24 protein-coding genes and 1 pseudogene are annotated in these 21,948 nt (G+C 39.6%); 13 read left to right on the top strand and 12 right to left on the bottom strand.

From position 1 onward, the window contains the following. Nucleotides 1-144: 144 nt before the first annotated feature. Complete coding sequence (locus tag ACIQCO_RS10935) at nucleotides 145-1,050, bottom strand: nuclease-related domain-containing protein (protein WP_400428413.1); 906 nt, start codon at nucleotides 1,048-1,050, stop codon at nucleotides 145-147. 217 nt (nucleotides 1,051-1,267) lie between these two features. Here ACIQCO_RS10935 and sigY point away from each other — a divergent pair, with 217 nt between their 5' ends. The 4 genes and pseudogenes from sigY to ACIQCO_RS10915 all read left to right on the top strand — a co-directional run. Further along, nucleotides 1,268-1,825 (top strand): RNA polymerase sigma factor SigY, encoded by a 558-nt coding sequence (sigY, locus tag ACIQCO_RS10930; protein ID WP_400428411.1) that lies wholly within the window; start codon nucleotides 1,268-1,270, stop codon nucleotides 1,823-1,825. Continuing rightward, the gene (locus ACIQCO_RS10925) at nucleotides 1,779-2,126 is read left to right on the top strand and encodes a YxlC family protein (RefSeq protein ID WP_400428409.1); all 348 of its coding nucleotides are present in this window, start codon (nucleotides 1,779-1,781) and stop codon (nucleotides 2,124-2,126) included. Before sigY ends, ACIQCO_RS10925 begins: the two co-directional genes overlap by 47 nt. Further along, a complete protein-coding gene (locus ACIQCO_RS10920; RefSeq protein WP_400428407.1) occupies nucleotides 2,123-2,350 on the top strand; it encodes a sigma-Y antisigma factor component in 228 nt (75 codons plus the stop codon). The genes ACIQCO_RS10925 and ACIQCO_RS10920 overlap by 4 nt, the downstream gene beginning before the upstream one ends. Further along, a pseudogene (locus ACIQCO_RS10915) lies at nucleotides 2,331-2,438 on the top strand (heavy metal-binding domain-containing protein); the annotation flags it as partial. The gene ACIQCO_RS10920 and the pseudogene ACIQCO_RS10915, both read left to right, overlap by 20 nt. Before the next feature lie 45 nt (nucleotides 2,439-2,483). On the opposite strand, the gene ACIQCO_RS10910 reads toward ACIQCO_RS10915, so the two are convergent. After that, complete coding sequence (locus ACIQCO_RS10910) at nucleotides 2,484-3,104, bottom strand: NAD(P)-dependent oxidoreductase (protein ID WP_400428406.1); 621 nt, start codon at nucleotides 3,102-3,104, stop codon at nucleotides 2,484-2,486. A gap of 288 nt (nucleotides 3,105-3,392) precedes the next feature. Between ACIQCO_RS10910 and fumC the strand changes: the two genes are divergently transcribed. Then, nucleotides 3,393-4,772, top strand: coding sequence for a class II fumarate hydratase (gene fumC / locus ACIQCO_RS10905; protein ID WP_400428404.1), 1,380 nt, complete (start codon nucleotides 3,393-3,395; stop codon nucleotides 4,770-4,772). An 82-nt stretch (nucleotides 4,773-4,854) separates the two neighbouring features. On the opposite strand, the gene ACIQCO_RS10900 is transcribed toward fumC, so the two are convergent. Then, the gene (locus ACIQCO_RS10900) at nucleotides 4,855-5,058 is read right to left on the bottom strand and encodes an alpha/beta-type small acid-soluble spore protein (RefSeq protein WP_400428402.1); all 204 of its coding nucleotides are present in this window, start codon (nucleotides 5,056-5,058) and stop codon (nucleotides 4,855-4,857) included. A 299-nt stretch (nucleotides 5,059-5,357) separates the two neighbouring features. Here ACIQCO_RS10900 and ACIQCO_RS10895 point away from each other — a divergent pair, with 299 nt between their 5' ends. Then, nucleotides 5,358-5,600 carry a hypothetical protein gene (locus ACIQCO_RS10895; protein WP_400428400.1) on the top strand — a complete coding sequence of 81 codons (243 nt, stop codon included), beginning with the start codon at nucleotides 5,358-5,360 and terminating at the stop codon, nucleotides 5,598-5,600. A gap of 230 nt (nucleotides 5,601-5,830) precedes the next feature. Here ACIQCO_RS10895 and ACIQCO_RS10890 read toward each other — a convergent pair whose 3' ends face one another. From ACIQCO_RS10890 to ACIQCO_RS10855, 8 genes are all read right to left on the bottom strand, one after another. Beyond that, the gene (locus tag ACIQCO_RS10890) at nucleotides 5,831-6,931 is read right to left on the bottom strand and encodes an ABC transporter ATP-binding protein (protein WP_400428398.1); all 1,101 of its coding nucleotides are present in this window, start codon (nucleotides 6,929-6,931) and stop codon (nucleotides 5,831-5,833) included. A 108-nt stretch (nucleotides 6,932-7,039) separates the two neighbouring features. Continuing rightward, nucleotides 7,040-7,948, bottom strand: a complete 909-nt coding sequence (locus tag ACIQCO_RS10885; protein ID WP_400428396.1) for a PucR family transcriptional regulator — start codon at nucleotides 7,946-7,948, stop codon at nucleotides 7,040-7,042. A gap of 126 nt (nucleotides 7,949-8,074) precedes the next feature. Continuing rightward, nucleotides 8,075-8,266: a hypothetical protein gene (locus ACIQCO_RS10880; RefSeq protein WP_066084095.1), complete on the bottom strand. Its 192-nt coding sequence runs from the start codon at nucleotides 8,264-8,266 to the stop codon at nucleotides 8,075-8,077. Between the two features lie 179 nt (nucleotides 8,267-8,445). Continuing rightward, entirely contained in the window at nucleotides 8,446-8,655 is a 210-nt protein-coding gene (locus tag ACIQCO_RS10875) for a YheE family protein (RefSeq protein ID WP_400428394.1), read from the bottom strand. A gap of 67 nt (nucleotides 8,656-8,722) precedes the next feature. Next, nucleotides 8,723-9,769, bottom strand: a complete 1,047-nt coding sequence (locus ACIQCO_RS10870) for a YheC/YheD family endospore coat-associated protein (RefSeq protein WP_400428393.1) — start codon at nucleotides 9,767-9,769, stop codon at nucleotides 8,723-8,725. Next, nucleotides 9,766-11,130 carry a YheC/YheD family endospore coat-associated protein gene (locus ACIQCO_RS10865; protein WP_400428391.1) on the bottom strand — a complete coding sequence of 455 codons (1,365 nt, stop codon included), beginning with the start codon at nucleotides 11,128-11,130 and terminating at the stop codon, nucleotides 9,766-9,768. The genes ACIQCO_RS10870 and ACIQCO_RS10865 overlap by 4 nt, the downstream gene beginning before the upstream one ends. Then, nucleotides 11,108-12,211: a YheC/YheD family endospore coat-associated protein gene (locus ACIQCO_RS10860; protein WP_400428389.1), complete on the bottom strand. Its 1,104-nt coding sequence runs from the start codon at nucleotides 12,209-12,211 to the stop codon at nucleotides 11,108-11,110. Before ACIQCO_RS10860 ends, ACIQCO_RS10865 begins: the two co-directional genes overlap by 23 nt. Before the next feature lie 7 nt (nucleotides 12,212-12,218). Beyond that, a complete protein-coding gene (locus ACIQCO_RS10855) occupies nucleotides 12,219-13,592 on the bottom strand; it encodes a YheC/YheD family endospore coat-associated protein (protein WP_400428388.1) in 1,374 nt (457 codons plus the stop codon). Between the two features lie 143 nt (nucleotides 13,593-13,735). On the opposite strand from ACIQCO_RS10855, the gene ACIQCO_RS10850 reads away from it, so the two are divergent. From ACIQCO_RS10850 to ACIQCO_RS10830, 5 genes are all read left to right on the top strand, one after another. Next, nucleotides 13,736-14,083, top strand: a complete 348-nt coding sequence (locus tag ACIQCO_RS10850) for a YlbF/YmcA family competence regulator (RefSeq protein WP_400428386.1) — start codon at nucleotides 13,736-13,738, stop codon at nucleotides 14,081-14,083. A gap of 132 nt (nucleotides 14,084-14,215) precedes the next feature. Next, nucleotides 14,216-15,085 (top strand): Cof-type HAD-IIB family hydrolase, encoded by an 870-nt coding sequence (locus ACIQCO_RS10845; protein ID WP_400428384.1) that lies wholly within the window; start codon nucleotides 14,216-14,218, stop codon nucleotides 15,083-15,085. A 123-nt stretch (nucleotides 15,086-15,208) separates the two neighbouring features. Beyond that, nucleotides 15,209-16,720 carry a coproporphyrinogen III oxidase gene (locus ACIQCO_RS10840; protein WP_400428383.1) on the top strand — a complete coding sequence of 504 codons (1,512 nt, stop codon included), beginning with the start codon at nucleotides 15,209-15,211 and terminating at the stop codon, nucleotides 16,718-16,720. Between the two features lie 135 nt (nucleotides 16,721-16,855). Continuing rightward, nucleotides 16,856-18,475: a long-chain fatty acid--CoA ligase gene (locus ACIQCO_RS10835; RefSeq protein ID WP_400428381.1), complete on the top strand. Its 1,620-nt coding sequence runs from the start codon at nucleotides 16,856-16,858 to the stop codon at nucleotides 18,473-18,475. A gap of 138 nt (nucleotides 18,476-18,613) precedes the next feature. Continuing rightward, complete coding sequence (locus tag ACIQCO_RS10830) at nucleotides 18,614-19,405, top strand: enoyl-CoA hydratase (protein ID WP_400428379.1); 792 nt, start codon at nucleotides 18,614-18,616, stop codon at nucleotides 19,403-19,405. Between the two features lie 31 nt (nucleotides 19,406-19,436). Here the strand turns inward: ACIQCO_RS10830 and ACIQCO_RS10825 are convergent, their stop codons facing one another. Beyond that, nucleotides 19,437-19,622 (bottom strand): YhzD family protein, encoded by a 186-nt coding sequence (locus ACIQCO_RS10825; protein ID WP_400428377.1) that lies wholly within the window; start codon nucleotides 19,620-19,622, stop codon nucleotides 19,437-19,439. A 121-nt stretch (nucleotides 19,623-19,743) separates the two neighbouring features. Here ACIQCO_RS10825 and ACIQCO_RS10820 point away from each other — a divergent pair, with 121 nt between their 5' ends. Then, the gene (locus ACIQCO_RS10820; RefSeq protein ID WP_400428375.1) at nucleotides 19,744-20,643 is read left to right on the top strand and encodes an ABC transporter ATP-binding protein; all 900 of its coding nucleotides are present in this window, start codon (nucleotides 19,744-19,746) and stop codon (nucleotides 20,641-20,643) included. Further along, nucleotides 20,636-21,889: an ABC transporter permease gene (locus ACIQCO_RS10815; protein WP_400428373.1), complete on the top strand. Its 1,254-nt coding sequence runs from the start codon at nucleotides 20,636-20,638 to the stop codon at nucleotides 21,887-21,889. Before ACIQCO_RS10820 ends, ACIQCO_RS10815 begins: the two co-directional genes overlap by 8 nt. Nucleotides 21,890-21,948: the final 59 nt, after the last annotated feature.

Genomic DNA, 21,948 nt, shown 5'->3' with positions numbered 1-21,948 from the left:
GTGGAGGTAGTGAGTTTCTATTTACACTTTTACCAAAGAAAAGACTACCGCTATTGAAGAGGAGATGTTCTCTGCAACAAGAACCGCAAATAAAGCCATCACCATAACGATATTGAATTATTCCATGTTAAGGAAAAGTGAAGATTACTCAAAGTGTAGCCATCGACCAGTTCCTGTAGTTTTATAATTTTGGTGCAAAATCCTTCTAATCACATTTACCGATACAATCCCCCCGCACCAATGCTGAACCAAACTCGTAGTAATCTTCCAATCCGGAAAAAGAAGCCTTAGTTCCTTCACACTGCGCAGCACTGCAGAATCAACATCCTCTTCGCATCCGCAATTATTACAAACCATTTTTCGCCCCGATACGAAAACCAAAAACGATAGGCACAGAGAACAAATCACCCCCTTCCGCAGCCCATTAAATTCATATTGGGGAACCCGAGAATAAGGTGATTCCACTTTATGCTGGGACACTAAAAGATCCGCCAATTTCATATGCTTACCATTCAGCTTTCCCGCCCATGTATTTAACTTTTTCATGAGTGTATTTAGCTGTGTAGGATAAATAATAGGTTGATTTTTGGGAGCTTGATAAAGTGTAAACTCGGGGTTAATAAACACTACCCACGCTTCAACGGGTAGGTAGTAAACGTGTTTTTGAAGCAATTGGCGGAATAAAGTTTCACATCGTTTTAGTTGATCCAGCGGATTTTTCAGTAGCTTGCCAGTCTTCATGAATTTAAAATCACCATTGTCATAAAAATGATCGCCTTCATGGTTTTTTACATCAAAAAGGTATAACTTGTCCTGAATAACTAAAGTATCAATTTGGAACAACGAATTATTTAACTCAAGCAGCAAATCATTTAGAATCAAACATTCGCTCTGAATCTTCTCCGTCAATGAATCAAACTTTACTTCTCCTTCATAGCCCTTTTTCAGCTTCAAATAATTCCATTTTTCATCTTCAGTCAGATTCCCACGGGTATCTAAACTTCTTAATATTATTATTTCTTCACGTTCTGCCCTAGGCTTGTAAGCCATATAGCACTTCCTCTCCGATAATTTTCACCTCTACGTTTATTTTACAAAAAGATGCCAATTAACCGATACAAATATATGGACAATTATTGACAAATGTCGGTGCATGGCAATGTAAAAGCAGGTAAAATAAAAATAAGATGAACCAAACGTTGGGTTGGCCGTCTAATTAATAAAGACAAAAATAGGGATGATGGGGGAAAGAGAGGATTATTGCCGAATGGATGCATTGATAAAAAATGCAAAAGAAGGGGACCATTTAGCATTCGCCATGTTGTTTAAAGAAAATTATCCATTTCTTGTGAAATATTTAATGAAAATTACAATGAATCCTGATACAGCTGAAGAATTGGCACAGGAAACGATGGCGAAATGTATACAAAAGATTCATCTTTATAATGGTCAAAGTAAATTTTCCACCTGGCTGGTTTCGATTGCAACAAATACATACATTGACCAATGTAGAAAGAAAAAGCGAGAGAAAAATTGGCAGGAACAAGAGGAAGTATACCGCAAATTGAAGTGGCGTTTCGAAAGTAGAAATGAAGAATGGAATGATGCGTTGGAGGCACTAGCGCGATTATCAGAGGATGTCAGGATTCCAATCATTTTGAAGCACTATTACGGATATTCCTACGAAGAAATTGGCGATTGGATGAAAATATCTTCGGGAACCGTTAAATCAAGGGTGCATAATGGAATAAAGTCTTTAAGAAGGGAGCTGAAAGTAAGTGAAGAAACAGAAAGTCATCATACTGGGCAACGAACTACTAGATAAACAGGACTCAGCTGCTATTCACGAACTGCAAGAGGGGTTACATCATATGGATCAATTCCCTGTCTATTCTCCGGACCTTTCATGGTTTGAACAAAGGGTGGCAGCAGAGAAGCAGCAAATACGAAAAAAGCTCATCAGGGATTTATCTTTATTTTTAATCATCGCCTTGATTATTTTAACAGGAATTATTGTATCACTATTTCAAATGCCAGTCTTGTTTATTTTTCTGCAATTAGTTACCACCATCTTTATTGTGTTATATACGAGTGTAAGTTTATTAAAGAAGGTGAGTAATGGATGAATGGCGATTATTCACTAACATTAATCATCGTTGTTGCGGCCATTTTATTCATACAGAGTATCTTTTTATTTTTGGATGCGCGGAAACGTAGTCATAACTATTGGTTTTGGGGGATTGCCGGACTTATCCAAGCACCAATGCCAACGCTAATTTACCTGATTTTTGTTAGGAAAATTTTTCATAAAAAAGCGGGGTATTTAAATGATGATAATCGTGACCACTGATTGCATTCCTGGTAAGGAAATTAAGGAATTTGTCGGCTTTGTTAAGGGGAGTACGGTCCAATCCAAACATATTGGTGAAATAATTATCGGACAAATGTGAAGGGACTGGCCATCATGGTCAGTCCCTATTTTTTCAATAAGTAAGGCCAACTCTTGAACGGATAAATTCATCTGAAAATAGCTGCCTGTAGGCGAAATCTCCGGTGTCAAAAATCGAGATGGAGGAAGGATTTTCTGGGAGAAAGTCCTTTTCATATCGATAGGTCCCATTTCTTTCACCCACTGGTAAATAGGTTGGACAGACAATTGTCCAATCAAGCCCGGAATCCTTTAATAATAAATAGGCTTTTAAATGTTCCTCGGCATCCTTGGTACTCTTTCGTCTAGACTCGGACGATTGGAAGCGATATAAATCGGGTGCGGAACGAGCCTGGAGGATCCCAGCTGTACCAATTGTAATAATCCGGTTAATCCCATACTTTTTCATATATTTGATAATGAAGGGCATGGAATCTGATAGAGTTGAGCTGCCGTCTGTATTTAAGGCACTGATGACCACATCAGCCCCCGTGATTGAATGGGCAATATCCTCTTCTAGTAAGACATTACCTTCTCTAACGGTAAGGCCTGCAGCCTTTTGGTACATTTTTTTCGCGTCTCGCACTAAGGCTTGGACAGAATGGTGATTGGTTAAAGCATTTTCCAAAATGACTGAACCAACTCTTCCTGTTGCCCCAAAAAGGCAAATGTTCACAAAAAGTTCACTCCTCGGTCACTAATGTGTAATTTCTATCACTTGTTAACCCTGCCCATTATGATACCTTAAAAATGTTTAAGTAAAAACAATTCAAAATGGGGTGGGATGGTTATGGGTGAGTATTCAATTGTACTATTAATCGGTAGTTTTTTAATCCTTTCTTATTATATCGGATATACAATTTATAAAGCATAGGCTGCAGACAAATGTCTGCAGTTTTTTTAATAATATGGTTAGAAATGGGTATATATATTGAAGTAGCATGAATTTGTGAGGTGAATGCACGTGGAGAATTTTAGAATCGAAAAGGATACGCTTGGTGAGGTGCGTGTGCCTGCAGATAAATATTGGGGGGCGCAAACACAGCGGAGCAAGGAAAATTTTAAAATTGGTACCGAAAAAATGCCTTTAGAACTTATTTATGGATTAACTTTAATTAAAAAATCAGCTGCAATTGTCAATCAACAATTAGGGAAGCTAAGTGAATTTAAAATGGAGGCTATAAAAAAAGTATCCGATGAAATATTAAACGGAGACTTCGATGAACATTTTCCGTTAGCTGTCTGGCAAACTGGCAGCGGTACCCAGTCCAATATGAACGTCAATGAGGTGATTGCTAACCGGGCAAACGAATGGTTGAAGGAACAAGGCAGTACAGAAAATATACATCCTAATGATGATGTCAATATGTCGCAAAGCTCCAACGACACCTTTCCAACAGCCATGCATATTGCGGCCTATATAAAAGTAACGGAATCGCTGCTCCCGGCTATACAAGAGTTAAAACAGACACTCCTTGAAAAAGAAAAGGCCTTTTCTTCTATCGTAAAAATAGGGAGAACACATTTACAGGATGCAACGCCATTAACTCTTGGTCAAGAAATAAGCGGCTGGCGGGCAATGCTCGAAAAGAATAAGAGAATGATTACGGAAGCTAGCAGCTATTTGCTGGATTTGGCAATAGGAGGGACGGCTGTTGGTACAGGAATCAATGCTGACCCTCAATTTGGAGAAAAGGTTTCGGCACAGCTTGCTACGCTGACAGGACATCCATTCCGGTCAGCAGAAAATAAATTTCATACCTTAACAAGTCATGATGAAATTGTCTACGTCCATGGTTCCATCAAAGCCTTAGCGGCAGATTTAATGAAAATTGCCAATGATGTCCGCTGGCTTGCAAGCGGGCCGCGCAGCGGGATTGGTGAGCTAAGCATTCCAGCCAATGAGCCCGGGAGCTCGATTATGCCTGGAAAAGTAAATCCAACACAAAGTGAAGCGTTAACGATGGTGGTGTGCCAAGTTTTTGGCAATGACATGACAATTGGTTTCGCGGCCAGCCAGGGGAATTTTGAATTAAATGTGTTTAAACCAGTAATTATTAATAACTTGATCCAATCAATAAGACTTCTTTCTGATGGAATGCGGTCATTTAATAAAAATTGTGCCGTGGGAATTGAAGCGAACGAAAAAATAATCAAGGAACATGTCGAACAGTCTTTGATGCTGGTAACAGCGTTAAATCCCCATATAGGCTATGAAAAAGCGGCACAAATTGCCAAATTAGCTTTTAAAGCAAACAGCACATTAAAAGAAGCGGCAATTAAAACCGGTTATGTCTCGGCAGAACAATTTGATCAATGGATTAAACCTGAAAATATGGTTTAAAAACGCCAATGAAAGCCCCCTCCGGTGATGGAGGGGGCTAAGCCATGTTATTTATTTGTTGTATAAATGGGATTACTAAAAATTAGTGTTTGAACCCGCCAAGTTGGGATTCAGCCATTTGTACAAGACGCTTTGTGATTTCTCCTCCAACTGAACCGTTGGCACGTGAAGTCGTATCTGCACCAAGACTTACACCAAACTCTGAAGCAATTTCATACTTCATTTGATCAAGTGCCTGCTGAACGCCTGGTACTAAAAGTTGATTAGAGTTGTTGTTACTTGCCATAGTTGAATAACACTCCTCTTAATAAATTTGGGGTCAGTATGGAATTGAACCATAATTCTGCCGCCTGGGCCTAACCCATATTATTATTGTTCTTTTTAGTAAATGGTTGGATGACCCGGAGTTGCACCGGTTATTACCCTGGTTGGTTTCATCCATCGGTGTAATTGTTGCTTTGTAATCTTTATTATGATTAATTCTTGAAGACTTATTCGAATTATTAATCGGTAATTTATTCCACTACATAGAGCGGGTAATCTAACACAAACTAAAGTTATCTTACAATCAAAAGGGTGAAGTGTATGACAGTATGCCCAGTCTGCAACGGTTTCCGCGACGTCTATTTAATGTGTACCAATTGTGGTGAACCTATGCTGGAAAACGGCCGGCTTATGGATTTTTATGATGATTATAGTCCATATATGGAAATTGATTTAATGAAAATGGAGGATGGCTATCATGACACAAATTCAGGACATAAATGTCCACATTTATATCGCTGCCCATCCTGCCATCATGATGAAATCATATTAATAAAAGAATAAGCCCCCGTTCCTAGACACAGACGGAGGCTTAAGAAATAATTATTTTTTGATTAAGAAAGCTAAATTTTGACTTTGAGAATTGTCCAGCTCCAGCGCCCTAGCGGCTAGTGTCCTTCGCACTCCGCCCTACGATAAGTCAACATCGAATCGAAGAGCGCTCTTCGTGTTTCCTTTATCTCAGTTGGAGTGCTCCAGGCCATACGCCGCTGAACAGGGCGCTTGCGCTTTTCTTATGGACGGATTCTTAATTCTGTATCAACATCAAAGAAATGAGCCTTGTTTAAGTCAAATGCTAAGTCTAATTTATCACCTGGTTTAACATCGGCACGTGAATCAAGTCGTGCTACGAAGTCCTGGTCGCCAATAGATGAGTAAACCATTAATTCGGCACCGGTTAATTCAGCAACATCGATATTAGCGGTAATTTTTGTTCCAGCAGATGACTCAATGAAAATTGGTTCATCATGGATATCTTCTGGGCGGGTCCCAAGGATGATTGACTTTCCAACATAGCCTTGCTCACGAAGGAATTTCATCTTGCCTTCCGGAACAGCGATAGCCGTTTTGCCGATAACAAATTTACCATCTTCAAGTTTTCCATTGAAGAAATTCATTGCTGGCGAACCAATAAAGCCGCCGACAAACACATTTTCCGGCTTTTCATAAACTTCCTTAGGCGAACCAACCTGTTGAATGACACCGTCTTTCATAACAACTAAACGGGTAGCCATTGTCATTGCCTCTGTTTGGTCGTGAGTAACATAGATGGTTGTCGTATCTAAGCGGCGGTGCAGCTTAGCAATCTCAGCACGCATTTGTACACGAAGCTTGGCATCAAGATTTGATAACGGTTCATCCATTAAAAATACCTTGGCATCACGGACAATGGCACGGCCCAATGCAACACGTTGGCGCTGACCCCCTGAAAGAGCTTTTGGTTTACGAGTTAAATATGCTTCTAAGCCAAGAATTTTGGCTGCTTCCTGTACGCGGCGGTCAATTTCGGGTTTTGGAAATTTACGCAGTTTCAATCCGAATGCCATGTTATCATAAACGGTCATATGCGGATAAAGGGCGTAGTTTTGGAAAACCATCGCGATATCGCGGTCTTTCGGAGCAACATCGTTTACCCTTTTGCCATCAATGTAAAAGTCACCTTTTGAAATATCTTCAAGTCCAGCAATCATTCGTAGTGTAGTTGACTTACCGCAGCCAGAAGGACCAACAAAGACAATAAACTCCTTATCCTCTATATGTAAATTGAAATCCTGAACAGCGGTAACTTTATTATCATATATTTTAAAAATATGATCTAATTTTAACTCTGCCATGTGAATTGCCTCCCTGTTTTATCTTGATAAACTCAGTTTACAGGTTCAGGGGAGAAAAATGTATGGACAGGTTGCACAAAAAATGAAAACGCTTTTTTGGGCACATTGTCAGCTGCGTTTCTGTTCAAACAGAAGGCAAGCTAAAAAGACGGTAAAGGCCCCGTGAAAATCTTTTAATCCAATTCCAGTTTTTTCACAAAATTTATCAATCCGATATTGGAGGGTGTTTCGGTGGATATACAATCGTTTCGCAGTTAAACTTGCATTTAAATTGTTTTCTAAAAAAATCTTGACGGTTGCAAACATTTCCGGGTCATCTTGGAATAGTTCGATTACTTCTTGGTTGACTTTTTGTTTTAATTCTTCTGGCAAATGATGTGCCAAAAAAGCAGGGAAAACCCGTTCAAATGTTAAAATATGCGGGTTGCCCAAATTGATAATTCCAAATGAAAAGTATTCCTGTTCCTGACGGAATTTTTCGCGAAGCTCCAAGGAAAAAGGATGGAGCTTCCCAATATAAAATGAAATTTTTACATAAAAATCGCTTTCTAATGTTTCCGACATCGAAATTAGTTCTTCTTCGGAAAGAGAAATTTGTGTTTTCTCTTCTATAACAATACCCCGGCTTCCGTTTTCCCAAATGATTAGTACGTCCTCAGTAAAAAAGCCTTTTAAGGCGGATTCCATTTCAATTTGATTCGCATCATCGCTGCTCATATGGAATTGAATCAACCGAATACTTGCTTCTTCAGATGGATAACTTGGAAGGGGACCGTTCAAAAGTAGAAATTGATTCCAGCCATTTGAAGTGGAATGATTGGCTGATGTTTCAACTTCAACTAGTTTGAAAATCGTTTTTAGAAGCTTTAGTTCTTTTTCGCTTACGTCTGTTTTAGGAATGCTAATCCACTCATTCTCTGCATCGTTAAATAAGGTGAAAAATTCGTCACTAGGGTTCTCAGGTTGATTGAGAAACAAAATCGAATTCTCATAAATGGACAATAATTTTTTAAACATCTGTTATTTTCCCCAATATCTAGATTTTTTAAGAAACTCTTCTCCCATTATACCAATTGAAGATGGACAATATAAAAGGCTGAGCCTAAAGAATTGCCGGCTAGCCTTAATTGATACCTTATTGTTTTAGTCACATTCATACGGTGGTTGTTCTTCAGTTAGGTCACGAGCTTCTTCAATATTTGTGGAATCGTGACGTGCGTGGACGGAACCGCCTGACATTCCTTCATTGATCATCCGGTCAATATCGAGATAGACTTTATCTCTTCCTTCATAAACAGAACCTTGTTCGGCTAGCTTATCTTTATCTTTTTCCATGACAATCAATCCTTTCCGCTTTTCCTCTTTGTCCAGCTGCAGCGCCTAGGGGCTCTAAGGTCTATAGCCAATCCGTCAAGAAGGCTAAAAAAACAGCCTTCTCGCCGGCTCGTCTAGACTCACGCCCCTGAACAAGGCGCTTCCGCTTTTCCTGTTAGTTTGTGGAAAGGTTTATTGAACTATTCATAAACGTGATAAAGCATTAATTCATGGATTTGGCTTGTTAATGCGTCAATATCTTTTTGTTCAGGCGTATTTGTGGTGAATTCAATTTTTCCTGTTGGGTGATAGATTCCTGTAAATCTTTGCTTTTTGTAATAAAAGGAAAAGTTCCAGCCAGGAATATTTTTATTTTCAAATAATGGTTTGAACTGAAAATGCATCAACATTTACCTCATCCCCTTTGCATTGTACTACTTCTAGCTTACCTTGTTTAGGGAAGAATTTAAACAAAATTTAAAGCTCGGTAACTGTTAACTGCAGGAATAAGCGGCAGAGCTGAGCTATTTTCCTTTCTTCAATCTCCGTCTCATCAAAGCTCATCGGTTTTGAATTGGCTTCATAAATATAATACTGACCAGTTTTACTTACGCCTGCGTCTATTGAAAATTCGCCGAAAAAGCCAAATTGTTCCGATAAAGCTTCACCGACAAAAGGAATAACAGTTTGAATGAACTGATCATGTTCAGGTGATTGTAAAAGCTCATATGGAAGTAGTTTCCCTCCAGTGGGAATATGGGTGGTAATCCCTTGTTCTTGGGCCTGCCTAATGCCGACCCCTGTAAGCTTATAACTATTATCTTCAGCATGAGCTAGAATGCGAAAATCAAAGCGATAACCCTCATATTCGGCTGAATTGATTTCTTCCTGGGCCAAATAGTTTTTCAAAAGCAGCTTTTCATGCCAATTTTCCCAAAAATGATCAAAGGATTTGTAGGATTCGCAGTTTTCAATCCCTTCAAGTTGAATTTCTGAAGGCTTCATCAGCTTGAGGCGGAAAATACCTTTTCCTTTTGCAGATTGCCTTGGTTTTAAATAAATATTTGAATGTTTTTTCACAAAAGAGAACAAGTCCTTTTTACGCTGGATAAGGAGGGTTTGTGGTAAAAAGTGTTGCAGTACAGTATGATTTTTCATTAACTCATAAAGCTCATATTTATCGATAAAACATGGATTAAAAAAAGGAATATGCTTCTCTTTTAACCTGGAAAACAAAGCTTGGAAGGATTCATTTTGTTCTGATTTCCGAAATGGAATCCGGTTATAAACAAGGTCTGGATAAGGGAAATTTTCCTTTATCCAGCGATTTTTATCAAGTGAAAACGTATAGCCAATAATAAAATTCTTTTTCGTTCCTTCAGGAGTAAAGACAAAGCTTACTCCATTTAATGAAATAAGCTTTTTTTGCAATTCGATAAAAAGCGGACCGTTGCCAGCAATAGCGCCATTTGCTTTCTGTGCTGTTAATATCCCAACCAGTGGACCTGTCGAATTGTTTTTCATTTGAATAGTTCCTCAGGATGTAATAATGCTTGCTCTGTTAGGAAAACAGCAAAGGCAATTGATAATTTACGCGTTAGGAAATCAACTTCCTTCAATTCCGGATGACTAAAAATTGACCTGCCCGGTTTTGAATTTGCTTCAAAAAGCCATACATCCCCGTTACGGTCGATGCCTAAATCAAAACCAATCTCGCCAATAATTCCTTCAATATTTCTGTCCAACGATTTACTAAGCTGAAGCGCAGCATTGGTTAGCTTTTGGGTATATAAATCAGCTTCTTCCTTTGGAAAAATTTCTGCAATTGTTTTGATATCACCACCGCTGCGTGCATGGGTGGTTACACTTCCGTGACCGGCAATCTTAGCGGCAATCGCTGATACTTGCCATTTCCCATAGTCATCCTTATTCGTATGGACACGAAAATCAATCGAGCGAGTCTCGTTTCTGAGCAAGGAAATTCCCTGCTGCACTAACATTTTTTCTAGGGATAGCTGCGCAAATACAGATTGAAACAATCGTTCTAAACTGGTAAACCTTCGTAAGCGATTAATATAAGCCTCATCTTGATAGCGACAATAAAAACTACCAGATTGTTTGTCAAAAATCACTTGATGAATACCTAACCCAAGACTGCCGTTTCTTGGCTTTATAAAAATATGGCCATATTTAGTCAGCATCTTTTCCATGGTTGAAAAGGAGGTAAACGGCTGGGTATCCGGAAGGTAAGCAGTAACCGAAGCATCCTTCAGCAGGCGATCATAAATATCAAGCTTATTGAAAAAACCAGGATTGTACCACGGAATAAGATATTCCTTTTGTAATCGGTCCCTTACTTTCATTAATTTTGGGTTGCTCTCACTTTTTCGATTGGGAAGACGGTCGTAAATCACATTTGGAAAAGGAACCTCAAAAGTTTCCCAAGCCTGATTATGAAAAAAGAAACCTTCTATCGTTCCTTGCTCCCAATCTATATGCTGCTCTCCGAATACAAATGCGAGAGCGCCTACTGTTTTATTAACAGATAGCAGTTTTGAAAAAAACAATGTACGTTCGCCGATTGGCTGCAAGGGAATGGACGTAAATCCTGCCGTGAAAATACCAACGAGCGGACCCATATAAAGAATTTGGTTTTCGATAAACGCATGGAGCGGGATAGTGAAATCGGGAAACTGGATGGCCTTCTGAATTTTCCTGCTGATCACAATTCGGTCATTTTCATCAGGGTGCGGGAAAAAGTCAACAGCAATTGATTTTGAGCCAAAAGCGATGTGCTTTATTTTTTTCCCCTGAAGAATATCCTTGGGACAGAACACAACCATTTGATCATTTTGAGCAACCTCAATGAGATAATGTTGTCTCATAATAGCTCTTCCTTTCATGCGGTGCCGTTTCGGAAAGGTATTTGCCATAAAGAAGCGGATTTAGGTGGATTGTTTCCTTTAAATCTGGTCGGGTTTGCAATAGAACCTTTCTTCCAGGTTTAGAATTGATATCAAGGATCCAGATTGATCCATTTTTGGCGATGCCAATATCTACACCAATCTCAAATAATGGCATAAATTCTTTTTCAAGAAGGGGAGGAAGGCTGGTCAGAATGTAGTTTAATTCCTGGCGAATATATTCCCCTTTTGCGGGTGGGAGTGAAGTCAGCCAATCTGTAAACGTGATGACGGATCCACCTGCACTTAAGTTTGAGAGGAGACCCCCTGTGCTTCCAATCCGAATCCCTCTGCCAAGTTCTCCCCAGGCTCCATGTGCGCTTTTTTGCAACAGAACACGAATGTCAAAGGGCTGTAGTTCATTGTTATAGAGTTCCAGATAGGGCTGGAGCATAAATTCATGCTGTTTAATTAATGGTTTTAACCATTGAAGGAGTTTTGCCTCATTTGGGAAAATCCGCGAAATGATTTTCTTCTGTTTTTCTGTTTTGACATGAAAGGATTTTTCGTTTTTCTTCAAGTAATAAATGCCGTAGCCTTGAGAACCATTAATTGGCTTTAAAATCATCTTTTTCTGCGCAGCTAATTCTTTTAGAATGATTCCAGTATCTGAAACGGATTGCGTATTAGGTAAATAGGACGCTAAACCAGATTTTCTTAACGTTTTATAGATCTCAAGTTTATTAGGCAATCCATAGCCTAAAAAGGTTATATCATTTCTGCTCTTCAACCATGAAACAATCGGCAGGCATTGCTTTGAATGTTCATCCTCTCCATAAAAACAGCGGTCGTAAATAATGGCTGGGATTGGCCGTTCATTCTCCAGCCAGCAATTTGCCATTGAATCAAACTTTTTCCCTTTTACCTGAAGTGTATGCGGATTGATATCGGAGGGCAGGAAACGGAATACCTCCATTTCGCATGATTCAGCAAGTCTGGCAATTTCATTTATATAAGCATGTTCACTTTCCATATTCAACGTCATAATACCAAATGTAATCACTTTAATGTCACTCCTTTAATGACTTGGTTTCAAAGCCAAGCTCGGTACAAAATTGGATGATCGCTTTTGCGGACGGTCTTATTTTTCCAACATCATCCTCGAAGTTTTTAGATGGTTTGGAATTCACCTCAATTATCCAAATCCTGCCATCATGGTCGACGCCGATATCGATGCCAAGTTCTCCCGTTATTCCTGCTGAGCGGCTGCTAATAACCGAGGCCGTTTCAAGCGCCAATTCCTTCATCATTTCGAGTATGGCTAAAGATTTCGTTCTGCCGAGACAGTTACTTAATGCCATCAACGGTCTTGTTATGGTTCCGCCTCTAGCAATATTAGAAACAAACTCTCCATCAGCAGCAATTCTTGCGACGGTTGATGTAATATTCCAATGGTTAGTGAGACTCTTATGACATAAAATCCTAAAATCCATGGCACAAGCCTGATGTGTAACTAAATCAAGGCCCTGCTGAATAATATAAATCTGATTATGAAGGATTGGTTTAACGAGCTGATAAATTTCGTCCAGGGTACCTCCTTCCTCAACGTTATCAATCTGATTTGTTATCGAGGATTGAAAAGTGTAGTGGTTTTCCCTTTCCTTTTTCACTTTAATAATGTTCCTGCCCTGACTGCCATGAATTGGTTTAAGAAAAACAGTTTCGTATTTTTGGATAAAATCATTCAGATGTTCCTTTGAGAAGAGTTTTGTTTCGGGAATATAAGCCGAGAGCTGTCTCTCATTGCTTAACTGCTCATACACTTCCCATTTTGAAAGAAAACGGTCATTAAAAATCGGAATCATAAGTTGTTCCAGCCGGGTGCGGAACTGTTTATAGGACTCCTTTTGTTCAAGCCTTCTGGAATGGATGCGATTGTAAATCACATCAGGCAGGGGAAGCTCAAATGGAATCCATTTCCCGTCCACAAGGTAATATGCTTCGTTTAAAAATTGGTCATAAGCAAAGACGTAAAAAAAACCACCCTGCTCCGTTAAACCGTGATGAAGCTCCTCACAAAAGGTATGGATAGAACGAAAGTGAGGCTCTTCATGTTTTTTTGAGGTGAAATTTGTAAGTAAACCGACCACTGGTCCAAGCTTCAGGGTATGGCCATCTGCCAGGTACATGGCCTGAAACTTATAGCATTGAAGCGGCAGACAAAAATCTATTATCATGTTCTCCGGCAAAATAATCTCGTTAGCAGCCAAATCGACCGTTTTTACGGTTGCAGTGATTGTTTTTTGCCCTAACGTAATGTTCAAATCCCGGATTTCTTTTATTTTTAAAAGGATAAACAATTGGTTGGACATTTGTACAAGGAAGTTATTACGATCTGTTGGTTTCCCGGGCACAATCTTAATTGGCGTTAAAGATAATGACATAATCACTCCTCATTTTTGTAAAAATAGGCATTCGCTGATAGTATCGTATGTGAAAATATTTTAGATGGTGATTTGAACATTCTCGCATTTAAACGAATAGTTTGTTATAGTTGTGAAGAATTACCAAAAAAGGAGTGAACCTAATGGCAGTTAATTTATATGATTCCGCCTATGCCTTAGAAACCGCAATCCGACAAAGTGATGAGTATACACATTTAAAGCAGGCGTACAGTGAAGTGAATGCAGATCCGGCTTCAAAGCAAATGTTTGACGGATTCCGACAAATTCAAATGAATCTGCAGCAAAAACAAATGATGGGTCAGGATATTTCTGAACAAGAAATACAACAGGCACAGTCAACAGTAGCCCTCGTGCAGCAGAATCCGAAAATTGCCCATCTCATGCAGGCTGAACAACGGATGAGCATGATTATTGGTGAATTAAATAAAGTCATTATGAAACCATTAGAGGACCTATATGGACAAATGTAAGACCTCATGCTAAAACCTCGGTGCAAACCGGGGTTTTTTTCGATAGTATGGTCATCTCCTCTGTTCTATAAATGAGTGAAAAATCATAAAAGTGATATAAGGGTAATTTCACCAAGAACAGGGGGCAACATAATGATTTATCGCTTGCTTGCGTTAAATATTGATGGCACGCTTCTTCAAACAAATGGAAAAATCCATAAGTCAGCAAAGGAAGCAATTGAATATGTACAGCAAAAAGGGATTTATGTAACGCTTGTAACATCGCGAAGCTTTCCTTCAGCAAAAAAAGTCGCTAAGGCATTAAAAATAAAGTCTCCGCTAGTCACTCATCAAGGAGCCTATATTGCTAGTACCGCGGAAAAGCCGATTTATGTAAAAAGGATTAATGAAGATATTACCTATGATACAGTTAGTTTTTTAGAGGCATTTCCGTGCCAAATCCGCTTAGTTCACGAACAATTTTCATTAGCGAATAAGTTAAAGCTAAACAATCATTTGTTAGCAAAAACGGTGTTTACTTCCGGAGACCCAGCTTTCTATTCCCAGCAATTTGTTTCTTCACTAAGTGAATATTTACATGACCAGCCGGTGACACCTCCCAAAATTGAGGTTTATTTTGAGGATAAGAATGACTTAAAGGATGCAAAAAGTGCTCTAGGTAAAATGTTTACTGAGATTGAAATCATCGAGCTTGATTCCTTACGTTTGGATATTGTCCCTGCTGGTGTTTCAAAGTTAACTGGATTGACTTACCTCGGGAAGCAGCTTGGAATTCGCAGGAGTGAAATGGTTTATATTGGTGATGGTCTCGATGATATTCCATTAATTGAAGCAGCAGGTCTTGGTGTTTCGATGTGGAACGCTGATTACGAGGTGAAAAGAGCCTCGGATTGGGTAACCAGGTCTGAAAATGAACATGGTGTCGCCTATATGGTAAAGGAACACTTCCGTAAACAACAGCCAATTGAGTTCTTAAGAAAGATGAATATCATTAAAAAATGAAATTTGAAGATATCAACGGCTGCAGCAGCCGTTGATATTTTAATGTAAAAATATACCATCTTATTGACCTTGTAATTGCAATTCGGTACACTTAAGGAAGTTTACTATTGAAAGGTGATATCATTGCGAATTTCGATAATAGGGTTAGAGGATGAAAGATTTAATCGCCCGCTCCAGCTGATTGCTAATTTGTTTTTTGAAGAATCAAAGATTTTAACCGGAAATCTGGAAGAAGCGGACATCCGGATAGAATTCCATTTACAAGTTCAGGAAAATATTTCTGTTTCAGCTGAATTAAAGGACAACTTCGGTAAAATATTTGCCGCTGAATATCAAAGGGAAATGCTCCCGACCGGTTCAGAAAAGGAAAGATTCAAACAAATAAAAAATGCTGTTGCCCATGTTTATTTAACCGTCCTGCAGGATTTGACAGGCATTTTGCAAAAGTGGGGCATTCTTACTGGGGTTAGACCGACGAAATTGCTTCACCGGAAAGTCCAAGAAGGTATTCCATTAGATGTTGCCCATCAGCAATTAAAGGCTGATTATTTAATCACTGATGAAAAGATTGAGTTGATGCAGCAAATTGTCGACCGCCAGCTCAGTGTTGTTCCTGACCTATATTCCCTGCAAAAAGAAGTCAGTATTTATATTGGGATACCGTTTTGTCCGACAAAATGTGCGTATTGTACTTTTCCTGCTTACGCAATTAACGGGCGCCAGGGCTCGGTGGATTCCTTCTTAGGAGGCCTTCATTATGAAATGAAGAAAATTGGTGCCTGGCTGAAGGAAAAAGGTGTCCGGATTACAACGGTCTATTATGGTGGAGGAACCCCGACCAGCATAACGGCAGAAGAGATGGATATGCTGTACGAAGAAATGTACTTGTCGTTTCCCGATGTTGAAAACATCCGTGAAATTACCGTTGAGGCAGGACGTCCGGATACGATTACCCCAGAGAAATTAGAGATTTTGAAAAAGTGGAATATCGACCGGATCAGTATTAATCCACAATCGTATACGCAAGAAACGTTAAAAGCGATTGGCAGGCACCATACGGTTACCGAAACGATTGAAAAGTATCACATGGCTCGAGCAAGCGGCATGAACAATATTAATATGGACTTAATTATTGGCTTGCCAGGTGAGGGTGTTCCTGAATTTACACATTCCTTAGTCGAAACGGAAAAGCTGATGCCTGAATCCTTGACCGTTCATACTTTATCATTCAAGCGCGCATCGGAAATGACTAAGAACAAGGAAAAATACAAAGTGGCGGACCGGGATGAAGTTGAAAAAATGATGGAGCTTGCAGAGGTGTGGACGGCGGACCATGGCTATGTACCATATTATCTTTATCGGCAAAAGAACATTCTCGGTAACCTAGAGAATGTCGGCTACTCGCTGCCGAATCAAGAAAGCATCTACAATATAATGATTATGGAAGAACAGCAGACAATTATCGGTCTCGGCTGCGGGGCAGCCAGCAAGTTTATTGATCCGGTTACCGGAAAAATTACCCACTTTGCCAATCCAAAGGACCCGAAAACCTATAATGACAGCTTTGAAGCTTATACTGAAGAAAAAATACAAATATTAAACGAGTTATTCTCAGAAAAAAGTTCTCCTGCCTGAATTATGGCAGGATTTTTTAATATAATTCGTTCTTAATAAAGGATTTCTCCGGAGGGGTATCGAATTATTACATGGATTGTCTCATACAATTCAATGGGGTAATAAATGCTTTCATTAATGGAGGGGAATATAGCTATGATGCAAACACCTTTAACGATGACTCAAATGATGGAAAGAGCTGAAAAGTATTTTCCAAAGAAACAGGTAATATCGAGAACGGCAAGCGGCATTCAGCGATTCACTTACAAACAAATTGCTGAGAGAACGAGAAGACTAGCCGACAGCCTAACAAAATTAGGGGTTGCAAAAGGCGATAGGGTAGGAACATTAGCGTGGAATCATCACCGTCACTTAGAAGCCTATTTTGCCATCCCTTGTATGGGTGCCGTACTGCACACAGTAAACATCCGATTATCACCCCAGCATATTTCCTACATTATTAATCATGCAGAGGACAAGGTACTCCTTGTTGACTCAGACATCCTGCCATTACTCGAAAGCTGTGCTGCTGAATTAAAGTCAGTAAAGGCATATATTATCATGACAGATGAAAAGGATCTCCCAGAAACAACACTCTCCCCAGTCTATCATTATGAAAAACTATTAGCTGATGCAAATCCGGACTATCACTACCCGGAAGATTTGGATGAAAACGATCCAGCGGGAATGTGCTATACATCGGCAACCACTGGAAATCCAAAGGGCGTTGTTTATTCCCACCGCGGGATTGTTCTCCACAGCATGGCACTTGGCCTTGCGGATAGTGCCGCATTAAGCGAAAAAGATATTGCGCTTCCAGTTGTGCCGATGTTCCATGCCAATGCATGGGGGATGCCATTTTCCGCCGTCTGGTTTGGAACTTCTCTAGTCCTGCCTGGGCCCTATTTTACACCAAAGTTACTTGCAGAGCTTATTGAGCAGGAAAGAGTTACCGTAACGGCTGGAGTTCCGACCATCTGGCTCGGCTTGTTAAAGGAACTTGATGAAGGCGCCTATGACCTGAGCAGCTTAAGAGGGGTATTATGCGGCGGCTCTGCAGCACCGAAAGGGATGATTAAGGCATTTGAACAACGTCATAACATTCCATTCATGCATGCGTATGGCATGACGGAGACCAGTCCGCTCGTGGTCATTTCCACTCTAAAAAGCTACCAAGAAGAATTGGATTACGAGGAAAGATTAGAATTGAGGGCAAAGCAAGGAACCCTTGTACCGGGATTAGAAATCAAAATCTTAGGAAAAGACGGTGAAGTTGTCTGGGATGGCAAAGAAATGGGCGAATTGTGTATTAAAGGGCCATGGATTGCCTCCGAATATTATAAAGACGAGAGAACCGAAGACGCCTTCCGTGATGGCTGGCTCCATACCGGCGATGTTGTCACGATTGACGAAGAAGGGTTTGTGAAAATAGTTGACCGGACAAAAGATTTAATTAAGAGCGGCGGCGAATGGATTTCTTCGGTTGACTTAGAAAATGCATTAATGGCACATGACGCCGTATTTGAAGCGGCAGTTGTTGCTGTTCCTCATGAACAATGGCAGGAGCGTCCTTTCGCCTGCGTCGTTTTAAAGGAATCCTATAAAGGAAAAACAACGAAAGAAGAGCTGTTAGAATTCTTAAAACCACAGTTTGCCAAATGGTGGATTCCAGATGATATCTTGTTCCTTGATGAAATTCCAAAGACTTCTGTAGGGAAATTTCTGAAGATGACATTAAGGGATCAAGTGCAAAAAGAAGCACTAAGAAAAGGTTAGGAAATGGGGGCAAAGGGCTTTAAGCCTTTGTCCCCATTTCAATGGGAGGTAAAATTCATTATATTGGGAAAAGTGTTTTTATTCCATTCAATCCCATTATATAATGGGATTGAATGAAGAAAATGGGGGGAGTTTGTCGTGTCAATCAATTTTGTTACGGATAAGGTGAATTTGAAAGTAGTTGGCCGTGTTGCAACGGTGGAGATGAACAGACCGGAAGCTTTAAACGCAATGGATACTGATATGATTAAGGGGCTTGTCTGTAAGCTAAAAGAAATTGGTGAATCTGACGATATTGATATTGTTGTGTTAAGCGGTAAAGGAAAAGCCTTTTCGGCAGGCGGGGATATTAAAACGATGCTTTCAAACATGGATGAGAGCGATTTCTTTCCAGTGATGGACTGTATTAGTGAATTGATTATTACACTTTACAGCATTCCGAAACTAACAATCAGCGCCATATCAGGTGCCGCGGCAGGATTGGGATTCAGTTTAGCATTAGCAACAGACTATATCATTGCTGAGAAAACAAGCAAACTGGCAATGAATTTTATCGGCATCGGTCTGATTCCTGATGGTGGAGCCCATTTCTTTTTGGAAAAAAGAGTTGGTGAAACAAAAGCAAAGCAAATTATCTGGGATGGAAAAATGATGGGTGCCGAAGAAGCACTAAAGCTGGGGCTTATTCAGGAATCAGCTGAAGATGGTATTCAAGAGACGTTAGATGCTAGAATAACGGAATGGTTAAGCCGCCCAGTACAAGCAATGATTAAAACGAAAAAAATAATGGCAGAAAAGAACCGCCCACAATTGCTAAAAATATTAGAGTTAGAAAAATACGGTCAGCAAAAAATGCGGGAAACCCTTGATCATCAAGAAGGCATCAAGGCATTCATCGAAAAAAGAAAACCAAAATTCATCGGAAAATAAAACAACGAAGCCAATCGGCTTCGTTGTTTTATTAAGAATGAAATAGCAGCAGTTTACCACTTGGTGAAGTGCAGCGGTGTGTCCGCTCTAATAAGTTTTTCTCTGATAATAGTTGTTCCCCTTGCTTCTTGGCAGAATCATCATTTTCAGCTTGAAAGGCTTCATCTAAAATCTTTTCACCATTTTCTTCAAAGGCAGTTAATTTATACGTTTTCATTTTAATATCCCCTTTTTAATAGAATACTATAATATTTTCACATAATTCGTTCAATTGCGCAAAAAGAAAATGAAACCTAAATATGTTATATTCGTATTAAAGTAAGAGAGGAGTGTGTGAAATGGTTCTTAAACTAGAACATGTCACGAAACGGTTTGGGAAATTTACCGCTGTAGATGATTTATCGTTAGAGATTCCTGAAAAAGAAATGTTTGGCTTTTTAGGGGCAAATGGTGCTGGGAAAACGACAACATTTCGGATGATATTAGGCTTGCTTGATACGAGCGGAGGACAGATTACCTGGGACGGAAAGCCAATCAATTATTCCACCAGCCATTTGGTCGGCTATCTTCCCGAGGAAAGAGGCTTGTACCCGAAGCTAAAAGTCCGTGATCAAATCGTCTATTTAGCGAGATTAAGAGGGATGCCGAAAAGCAAGGCACTGATTGAATTGAAATCTTGGCTTGAGCGCTTTAAAATCCCGGAGTATGAGAATAAAAAGGTGGAAGAGCTATCAAAGGGGAACCAACAGAAAATCCAATTCATTGCAGCGGTTGTACATAATCCAAAATTATTAATCCTTGATGAGCCATTTAGCGGACTTGACCCGGTAAATGTTGAAATGCTAAAGGAAGCTGTCTTAGCCTTGAAAGAAAATGGAGCGACCATCGTGTTTTCGAGTCACCAAATGCACCATGTGGAAGAAATGTGTGAACATCTTTGTATCATGCATAAAGGAAGTCCGGTTGTGCACGGCGGATTAAAGGAAATCAAGCGTTCATTTGGTAAAAAGAATCTAGTCATCCATGCAGATTTCCCATTAGAATCATTGGAGAATTATCCTGGTGTAGTCAAGGCGAAAACGACAATGGAAGGAATTCAACTTCAGATTGAAGGAGAAGATATTGCCGAAAAGATCCTGAAAGAGATTGTCGGTAAAGGATTTATCAGAAAGTTCTCCCTTGAAGAGCCTTCTTTAAATGATATTTTTATCGAGAAAGTAGGTAATTCTTATGAATAGTTTCTGGATTATCTTGTTTCATACTTATTTAAATAAACTGAAAAGTAAATCGTTTATTATCACAACCATTATTACGGTGGTAATTGTATTAGCTCTGACAAACATTAATAATATTATCGATATGTTTGATAAAAATGGCGGGAAAGACAAGGTGGCCGTACTCGATGAATCAGGCCAGCTTTATGAGCCTTTTAAGAAGCAGGTTAACACCATTAATAAAGATATTAATCTTACACTTTACCAAGGCAGTGAAAAAGAGGCGGAAAAAGCAGTAGAAAAAGGCGATTTTAAAGGAGTCATTCAATTACGGTATAATAACGAGAAATTACCGGAGGCAACCTTTAAAGCCATGAGTATCGCAGATTCCGCCCTGTTTACAGACCTGCAAACAGGGTTACAGCAATTGAAAACGATGCTGGCAGCTTCTCAAATCAATTTGGCGCCTGCACAGCTGCAAAAGCTTTATGAACCGGTTTTGTTTGAGAAATTTGCCCTTGAGAAAAATGCAAAGACGGAAGAAGAACTTAATCAAGCTAGAGGTCTTGTCTATGTTTTGCTGTTTATCATTTATTTTTCTGTCATTATGTACGCTACGATGATTGCAATGGAAGTGGCGACGGAAAAGTCTTCACGGGTAATGGAAATATTAATCTCGAGTGTCTCGCCGATTAAGCAAATGTTTGCCAAAATAATTGGGATCGGGCTTTTAAGTCTAACCCAATTAGCTGCGTTTCTAATCGTAGGTTACTTCTCGTTAACAAGGAATTTAGAGACATTAAAAGAAGGATTTTTTGGCGTATATGGATTCAGCGATATTCCGATTGGAACAATTGTCTATGCGGTGATTTTCTTTATTCTAGGCTATTTTCTTTATGCAACACTTGCGGCCTTTTTGGGCTCGCTTGTCAGTCGGATTGAAGATGTGCAGCAAATGATTACCCCGATGACGTTCCTTGTGGTTGGCGGATTTATGATTGCCATGTTTGGTCTTGGAAAACCAGATGCAGCATTTATTACCATCACCTCGTATATCCCTTTCTTCACACCAATGATAATGTTTTTGCGTGTGGGCATGCTGACACTCCCTGCTTGGGAGGCAATTTTAGGGATTGCCATCCTTATAGCAACCATTGTTGCTTTAGCAGTATTTGGCGCACGAGTTTACCGTGGCGGTGTCCTAATGTACGGGAAGTCCAACTCTTTTAAAGATATTAAAAAAGCATTGCAATTAACAAAGAACGAGTAAATACTTTATGGGCTTCACTATTTTTAGTGGGGCTCTTTATTATTTTGGAAAGAGAACGT

The organism is Neobacillus sp. NPDC093127 (genome assembly GCF_044754175.1).
Classification (GTDB): Bacteria; Bacillota; Bacilli; order Bacillales; family Cytobacillaceae; genus Neobacillus.
This window is presented reverse-complemented; position numbering and strand designations above follow the sequence as displayed.